Source organism: Pseudorhodobacter sp. E13 (assembly GCF_003991405.1).
Classification (GTDB): Bacteria; Pseudomonadota; Alphaproteobacteria; order Rhodobacterales; family Rhodobacteraceae; genus Pseudorhodobacter.
In genome coordinates this window covers 23,878-31,095 of record NZ_RPEN01000136.1, presented here as the reverse complement: position 1 = coordinate 31,095, position 7,218 = coordinate 23,878, and the positions used below count along the sequence as shown (strand labels likewise).

Here is a 7,218-nt window from a genome sequence, read left to right as displayed (position 1 = left end):
GCGGGGGGCTGCGCTGGCCCCTGCGTCCATTGTGCTTGCACAATGGCGCGCCTGAAGGAAGGCGGGGGGCTGCGCTGCCCCCCGCGTCCATTGTGCTGGCACAATGGACGTCCCCCCGCAGGTATTTTCGCCAAGATGAAGCGGATCAGCCGTTCAAGGCTTTGTTCAGGTATTCATCGACCTTTTCCAGATAGCCCATCGTGGTGAGCCATTTCTGATCGGGGCCGACCAGCAGGGCGAGGTCTTTGGTCATATGGCCGTCTTCGACGCAGGCCACGGTGACTTTTTCCAAGGTGGCGGCGAATTTGGCGAGTTGGTCATTGCCATCCAGCTTGGCGCGGTGCTTCAGCCCCCCGGTCCACGCAAAGATCGACGCGATGGAGTTGGTGGAGGTTTCCTTGCCCGCCTGATGCTGGCGGTAGTGGCGGGTGACGGTGCCATGGGCGGCCTCGGCCTCTACCGTTTTGCCATCGGGGGTCATCAGCACAGAGGTCATCAACCCGAGCGAGCCGAAGCCTTGGGCGACGGTATCGGATTGCACATCGCCGTCGTAATTCTTGCAGGCCCAGACATAGCCGCCCGACCATTTCATCGCGGAGGCGACCATATCGTCGATCAGGCGGTGTTCGTAATAGATGCCAGCGGCTTTGAATCTTTCTTCGAATTCCTCTTCATAGATCTTCTGGAACAGGTCTTTGAAGCGGCCATCATAGGCTTTCAGGATGGTGTTTTTGGTCGAGAGATAGACCGGCCAGCCCTTGACCAGACCGTAGTTCAGCGAGGAGCGCGCGAAGTCGATGATGGAGCTGTCGAGGTTATACATGCCCATATAGACGCCTGCGGAAGCGGCGGAATACACGTCTTTTTCGATCACGGTGCCATCTTCACCAACGAATTTCATCGTCAGCTTGCCTGCGCCGGGGAAATGGAAATCTGTGGCGCGATATTGGTCGCCAAAAGCGTGGCGGCCCACCACGATGGGTTGTGTCCAGCCCGGAACGAGGCGCGGCACGTTCTGGCAGATGATTGGTTCGCGGAAGATCACGCCACCGAGGATATTGCGGATGGTGCCGTTGGGCGATTTCCACATTTGCTTCAGGCCGAATTCCTCCACCCGCGCCTCATCCGGGGTGATGGTCGCGCATTTGACGCCGACGCCGTATTTCTGGATCGCGTGGGCGGCGTCGATGGTGATCTGGTCATTGGTTTCATCACGAACCTGAATCGACAGGTCGTAATATTTCAGATCAATGTCCAGATAGGGCAGGATCAGTTTTTGCTTGATGAAATCCCAGATGATCCGGGTCATTTCATCGCCATCGAGTTCGACCATCGGGTTTGCGACTTTGATCTTTGTCATGCGGTCCTCATGGAGTTTGGGAGATTCGAATTGCGCCTTGTGTAGCGCAAAGCGGGGGCTTTGGCTAGGTATGGTATGCAATTGTATACAGTTTGAGGTGATGTCAGAGGAAAAACGCCTGACAGCGCGCGCGGGTATAGTGCCACAACGCCGGGGCCCCGTTGCTGACCTTGGCGCCGACGCGGGTTTCAAGCTGATCGAAGGTCACGTTGTAGTCCACCCAAGACCCGCCGCCGCATTGGATGTTCTGCATCACAGGCTGCACCCGGTCCAGCGATTTGGCAAAGCGGGCGCTGGGGGTGCCATTGCCCTCAAACTCTTGCCACAGGCCGTGAAGGGTTTGGCCCAAGCTGTTGGGAAGCAATCCGAAAATACGGTTTGCGGCGGCGGCTTCGGCGGCTTGGATATTGGCGGAACTATGGGCGGTGCCGCCTGCGGAATGGATCGGCACATCGCCGACGTCAATCTCGACCAGATCATGCAGCAAGAGCATCTGGATGCTGGTGGCGATATCGACGCCCGGCCCGGCCTGATCGGCAAGGATGAGGGCGTAAAGCGCGATATGCCAGCTATGTTCGGCGGAATTTTCGCGGCGCGATCCATCGCAAAGCGTGGTGGCGCGGAGAACCGATTTCAGGGCATCCGCCTCAGCCAGAAAGCCGAGGATGCGTTCAAAATCAGACGGTTGTGGCGTGATGTTGTGAAGGCGGTCGCGGGCGGCATCAAAGGCCGCGGGCCAGCGTTGGCCCAGATTGGCGGCGCGGCCTGTCGCCAGATTGTCGGCCACGATCTGCACATGATCGGGGCGTGGCTGCGAGGCGCAGAGCACTTGAAACAGCGGGTGGCAATGGTCGAGCACCTTGGCCCAAGCGGCATCGGGGCTTTGGCCTGCCTCAAACTCTTGCCACAGCGCCAGCAAGTCCGCGCCTTGATCGGGCGGCAGCAGGCCAAACAGGCGCTGAGCGGCGGCGGCCTCGGCGGCATCCTGGCCCGCGTTGGGCAGATGGATCGGGTGGTCGCCTGCGTCCACCTCTACCAGATCATGCAGCAAAAGCATGGTGATGACGCGGTGGAGGTGAGTGCCGTGCGGCGCGAAGCCTTGGAAGGCCAAGGCCCAGAGCGCCACATGCCAGCTATGTTCCGCCGAGTTTTCATCGCGGCTGCCATCCATCAGCACATTGGCGCGCGTGACGGATTTCAGGCGGTCCGCCTCGTTCAGAAAGGCGAATTGAGCGTCAAGCCGCGCGGTCAATGCCCGTCCGAGCCGTAATCTTTGGGCGCATCGGGGGCGGCAGCACCGGATTTGGCGGCGGCCAGCGCTTTAGCCACGAATTCGCGGCCCCGGCGTTCGGCCAAACGCACGCGAATGGCGGTCAGATACGCCTCTTGCAAGGTAGGCGAGGAGGCCCCGACAACGCGGCTGACCTTTTCATAGAAACGGTCGTCGTCGATCTGCTCCATCGCCTCCAGCGTGGTTTTGGCGAGCGCGTCGCCAAGCTCCTCGACCACGCTCATCGTGATTGCTCCGTGATGCGGCGTTTGACATAGCCGGTGACGGTGTCGATCATCGGGGTCATATGGGCCTCTTCATCCTTGAAGAAATGGTCCGCGCCTTCGATCTGCGTGTGGGTGATGGTGATTCCCTTCTGCTCGTGCAGCTTGTTCACGAGGCTGGTGGTATCTTTTGGCGGGGCCACCTTGTCGGCGGTGCCATTGATGATCAGCCCCGAGGAGGGGCAAGGCGCGAGGAAGGAGAAATCATACATATTGGCCGGCGGCGCGACCGAGATGAAACCGGTGATTTCCGGGCGGCGCATCAGCAGTTGCATGCCGATCCATGCCCCGAAGGAAAAGCCCGCGACCCAGCAATGCTTGGAGTTCTGGTTCATGGATTGCAGATAATCCAGCGCCGAGGCGGCGTCGGACAACTCTCCGATGCCTTGATCATATTCGCCCTGGCTGCGGCCCACGCCGCGGAAGTTGAACCGCAGAACCGTGAAGCCCAGTTTGTAGAAGGCGTAATGCAGGTTATAGACGACCTTGTTGTTCATCGTGCCGCCGAATTGCGGATGCGGATGCAGCACGATGGCAATCGGGGCGTCACGTTCTTTCTGGGGGTGGTAGCGGCCTTCGAGACGGCCTTCGGGGCCGGCAAAGATTACTTCGGGCATCGTGCTCGCCTTGTCACTTTCCTGCGGCGGGCTTTGGTGGACAAATGCCCGGCGCATATTTAGAACGGTTCAAAACAGGCCGTGCTTGGCCTGCGATCAGGTTTGAGTTAAGCGGCCTGTCGGTGCAGGTCAATCTGTTTGGTGGTATTTGGCCCGGAAATGGGCCCCGAAGGGGTGAGGAAAGCCGATGAAACTCTCGACCAAGGGGCGATATGCCATGGTTGCGCTGACCGATCTGGCGCTGGCGGCGCAAAAGCCGGGGGCAGAGGGGTTGGTATCGCTGTCGGAAATCTCGAAGCGGCAGGATATTTCGCTGCCCTATCTGGAGCAGTTGTTCGTGAAGCTGCGGCGGTCGGGGCTGGTGGAGGCCGTGCGCGGGCCGGGGGGCGGCTATAAGCTGGCGCGCGCGCCGTCGGATATCCGGATCAGCGAGATCATGGAAGCGGTGGAGGAAACGGTGAGCGCGATGCATGCGGGGGCCGGGGCCTCGGGCGGGGTGTCGGGCAGCCGGGCGCAGAGTTTGAGCAACCGGTTGTGGGAAGGGCTGTCGGCGCATGTTTATGTGTTCTTGCACCAGACGCGGTTGTCGGATGTGATCCGCAATGAAATGCAGCCCTGCCCGGCGGTGCCTGCCTTGTTTGCGGTGGTGGACGAGGAGTAACACGCCTCGATTGGGCAAGGGGGCCGGGTGAGGGGGCGCTGCCCCCTCTGGGCCTCGGGGCCCATTCACCCCCGAGGTATTTTGACCAAGATGAAATGGGTTTGAAGTTATGGCGCGGGCCTATCTGGATTGGAATGCGACCACGCCTGTGCGGGCCGAGGCGCGGGCGGCGATGATTGCGGCGATGGATGTGGTGGGGAACCCTTCGTCGGTGCATGCCGAAGGACGTGCGGCCAAGGCGTTGGTGGAGCGCGCGCGGGCGCAGGTGGCGGCGGCTATGGGGGCGGACGGGGCCGATATTGTGTTTGTCGGTTCGGCCACGGAAGGCGCGGCCTTGGCCTGTGCGGGGCGGGGGCTGCATTGCGCCGAAGTTGAGCATGATGCGGTGACGAGTTGGTGTGTGCCGGATCTGGCCGTGGATGCGCAGGGGCGGGTGGCGGTGCCCGAGGCTGCGATATCTGCGCTGCAACTGGCCAATTCCGAGACCGGGGTTTTGCAGGACCTGCCGCAGGGGCTGGCTGTGAGTGATCTGACGCAGGCCTTTGGTAAGGTGCCTTTGGCGTTCAACTGGTTGGGCTGTGACGCGGGGCTGGTTTCGGCGCATAAGCTGGGCGGGCCCAAGGGCGTGGGTGCGGTTGCGCTGCGGCGGGGGGTAGACCTGCCCGCGCAGATCAAGGGCGGCGGGCAGGAAATGGGGCGCCGCGCGGGCACCGAGAACCTGATCGGCATCGCCGGATTTGGCGCGGCAGCAGAGGCCGCGGCGCGGGATTTGGCCAATGGCGTCTGGGACGAAATCGGCCAGTTTAGAAATATTCTAGAAAAGGCATTGTCTGCCCTGACAAAAGATACTATTTTTGTCGGGAAAGACGCCGCGCGCCTTCCCAACACGCTTTGCCTGATCGCCCCCGGCTGGAAAGGTGAGACGCAAGTGATGCAGATGGATCTTGCAGGTTTTGCCGTTTCGGCGGGCTCTGCCTGTTCCTCGGGTAAGGTGCGGGCCAGTCGCGTGTTGCGCGCGATGGGGGTGGAGGAAGAGCTGGCGGCTTCGGCCATCCGCATTTCCATCGGGCCGGGTGTGACGGAAGAAATGGTTCTGCGCTTTGCGGAGAGCTGGGCGAAACACTATGACAGGCACCGCGCAAGGCGGGGCTGAGGAAGGGTCCGGGGCGTGATACCCGGCGAAGGGAGACCAAGATGACGGCCATGCCACAGCTTGAAACCGAGGTTCGCGAAGGCGTGGACCGCGAGACGATTGAAACCGTGAATGCCATGGCGGGCAAATACAAGCACGGCTGGGAAACCGAGATCGAGATGGATTTCGCCCCCAAAGGCGTGAATGAGGATATCGTCCGCCTGATCTCGGCCAAGAATGGCGAGCCGGAGTGGATGCTGGAGTGGCGTCTGGCGGCGTTTCGGCGCTGGGTGGAGATGGTGGAGCCGGATTGGGCGATGCTGAATTATCCGGCGATCGACTATCAGGACATCTATTACTATGCCAAGCCCAAGAGCATGGAGGTGAAGCCGAAATCCCTCGATGAGGTGGACCCGAAGCTGCTTGCGACCTATGAGAAATTGGGAATTCCGCTGAAAGAACAAATGCTTCTGGCCGGTGTTGAAGGTGCGGATGAGCCGCGCAAGGTGGCGGTGGATGCGGTGTTTGACTCCGTGTCTTTGGGCACCACCTTTCAGGCGGAGCTGGCCAAGGCCGGCGTGATTTTCTGTTCGATTTCCGAGGCGATCCGCGAGCATCCCGAACTGGTGAAAAAATATCTTGGCTCGGTGGTGCCGCAGTCGGATAACTTCTTTGCGACGCTGAATTCGGCGGTGTTTTCGGATGGTTCCTTTGTCTATATCCCGCCGGGCACGCGCTGCCCGATGGAATTGAGCACCTATTTCCGCATCAATGCCGAGAATACGGGCCAGTTTGAACGCACGTTGATCGTCTGCGACAAGGGCGCTTATGTGTCCTATCTGGAAGGCTGCACCGCGCCGAAACGTGATACAAATCAATTGCATGCGGCGGTGGTCGAGATCGTCATCATGGAAGATGCCGAGGTGAAATATTCCACGGTGCAGAACTGGTATCCGGGCGATGAAAACGGCGTGGGCGGGATTTACAACTTTGTGACCAAGCGCGCCGATTGCCGGGGCGACAGGGCCAAGGTGATGTGGACCCAAGTTGAGACCGGTTCGGCGATCACCTGGAAATACCCGTCCTGCATCTTGCGGGGGGATGATTCACAGGGTGAGTTTTACTCTATCGCCATTGCGAACAATGCGCAGCAGGCCGATACCGGGACCAAGATGATCCATCTGGGCAAGCGCACCAAGTCGCGCATCGTGTCCAAGGGGATTTCGGCAGGACGGGCGCAGAATACTTACCGTGGTTTGGTAACAATGCACCCTAAGGCCAAGGAATCACGCAATTATACCCAATGTGACAGTTTGCTGATCGGCGATAAATGCGGGGCGCATACGGTGCCTTACATCGAGGTCAAGAACAACTCCTCCCGCGTGGAGCATGAGGCGACGACATCGAAGGTGGATGACGATCAGCTTTTCTATTGCCGCAGTCGCGGGATGGATGAGGAAGAGGCCGTCGCGCTGGTGGTCAATGGGTTCTGCAAGGAAGTGTTGCAGAGCTTGCCGATGGAATTTGCCATGGAAGCGCAGGCACTGGTGGCCATTTCGCTGGAAGGATCGGTTGGATGATCGTCACCACCACGCCTTCGGTTGAAGGCTATCAAATCGCTGATTACAAAGGGATTGTGACTGGCGAGGCCATCATGGGGGCCAATATCGTGCGCGATCTGTTCGCGGGGATCACCGATATCGTCGGGGGCCGCTCGGGCATGTATGAGGCGAAACTCGCTGATGCGCGCGAGGCGGCACTGGCCGAGATGGAACAGCGGGCGCAGGCGCGTGGGGCCAATGCGGTTGTGGGCGTCGATCTCGACTATGAGGTTATCAATAATATGCTGATGGTTTCGGCCTCTGGCACGGCGGTGGTTCTGGCCTGACCTGGC

General features: G+C 60.2%; 8 protein-coding genes. 4 read left to right on the top strand and 4 right to left on the bottom strand.

Annotated features, from left to right (window positions below; translation table 11 throughout):
- Positions 1-145: 145 nt before the first annotated feature.
- The 4 genes from EGN72_RS02145 to EGN72_RS02130 form a co-directional block, all read right to left on the bottom strand.
- Positions 146-1,360, bottom strand: coding sequence for an NADP-dependent isocitrate dehydrogenase (locus tag EGN72_RS02145; protein ID WP_127045003.1), 1,215 nt, complete (start codon positions 1,358-1,360; stop codon positions 146-148).
- A gap of 103 nt (positions 1,361-1,463) precedes the next feature.
- Positions 1,464-2,612 carry an HD family hydrolase gene (locus EGN72_RS02140; RefSeq protein WP_127045002.1) on the bottom strand — a complete coding sequence of 383 codons (1,149 nt, stop codon included), beginning with the start codon at positions 2,610-2,612 and terminating at the stop codon, positions 1,464-1,466.
- Positions 2,609-2,875, bottom strand: a complete 267-nt coding sequence (locus EGN72_RS02135; RefSeq protein ID WP_127045001.1) for a hypothetical protein — start codon at positions 2,873-2,875, stop codon at positions 2,609-2,611. The genes EGN72_RS02140 and EGN72_RS02135 overlap by 4 nt, the downstream gene beginning before the upstream one ends.
- Positions 2,872-3,531, bottom strand: coding sequence for an alpha/beta hydrolase (locus EGN72_RS02130; protein WP_127045000.1), 660 nt, complete (start codon positions 3,529-3,531; stop codon positions 2,872-2,874). Before EGN72_RS02130 ends, EGN72_RS02135 begins: the two co-directional genes overlap by 4 nt.
- A gap of 187 nt (positions 3,532-3,718) precedes the next feature.
- Here EGN72_RS02130 and EGN72_RS02125 point away from each other — a divergent pair, with 187 nt between their 5' ends.
- From EGN72_RS02125 to EGN72_RS02110, 4 genes are all read left to right on the top strand, one after another.
- Positions 3,719-4,192 carry an Rrf2 family transcriptional regulator gene (locus EGN72_RS02125; RefSeq protein ID WP_127044999.1) on the top strand — a complete coding sequence of 158 codons (474 nt, stop codon included), beginning with the start codon at positions 3,719-3,721 and terminating at the stop codon, positions 4,190-4,192.
- Between the two features lie 109 nt (positions 4,193-4,301).
- Positions 4,302-5,345, top strand: a complete 1,044-nt coding sequence (locus EGN72_RS02120; RefSeq protein WP_127044998.1) for a cysteine desulfurase family protein — start codon at positions 4,302-4,304, stop codon at positions 5,343-5,345.
- A 41-nt stretch (positions 5,346-5,386) separates the two neighbouring features.
- Positions 5,387-6,904, top strand: coding sequence for a Fe-S cluster assembly protein SufB (gene sufB, locus EGN72_RS02115; protein WP_127044997.1), 1,518 nt, complete (start codon positions 5,387-5,389; stop codon positions 6,902-6,904).
- Positions 6,901-7,212, top strand: coding sequence for a heavy metal-binding domain-containing protein (locus EGN72_RS02110; RefSeq protein ID WP_127044996.1), 312 nt, complete (start codon positions 6,901-6,903; stop codon positions 7,210-7,212). The genes sufB and EGN72_RS02110 overlap by 4 nt, the downstream gene beginning before the upstream one ends.
- Positions 7,213-7,218: the final 6 nt, after the last annotated feature.

What these genes read in the sequence shown, in the direction of transcription:
- sufB (WP_127044997.1), top strand. Translation starts at nt 5,387, where the DNA reads ATGACGGCCATGCCACAGCTTGAAACCGAGGTTCGCGAAGGCGTGGAC.
- EGN72_RS02120 (WP_127044998.1), top strand. Translation starts at nt 4,302, where the DNA reads ATGGCGCGGGCCTATCTGGATTGGAATGCGACCACGCCTGTGCGGGCC.
- EGN72_RS02130 (WP_127045000.1), bottom strand. Translation starts at nt 3,531, where the DNA reads ATGCCCGAAGTAATCTTTGCCGGCCCCGAAGGCCGTCTCGAAGGCCGC.
- EGN72_RS02135 (WP_127045001.1), bottom strand. Translation starts at nt 2,875, where the DNA reads ATGAGCGTGGTCGAGGAGCTTGGCGACGCGCTCGCCAAAACCACGCTG.
- EGN72_RS02110 (WP_127044996.1), top strand. Translation starts at nt 6,901, where the DNA reads ATGATCGTCACCACCACGCCTTCGGTTGAAGGCTATCAAATCGCTGAT.
- EGN72_RS02145 (WP_127045003.1), bottom strand. Translation starts at nt 1,360, where the DNA reads ATGACAAAGATCAAAGTCGCAAACCCGATGGTCGAACTCGATGGCGAT.
- EGN72_RS02125 (WP_127044999.1), top strand. Translation starts at nt 3,719, where the DNA reads ATGAAACTCTCGACCAAGGGGCGATATGCCATGGTTGCGCTGACCGAT.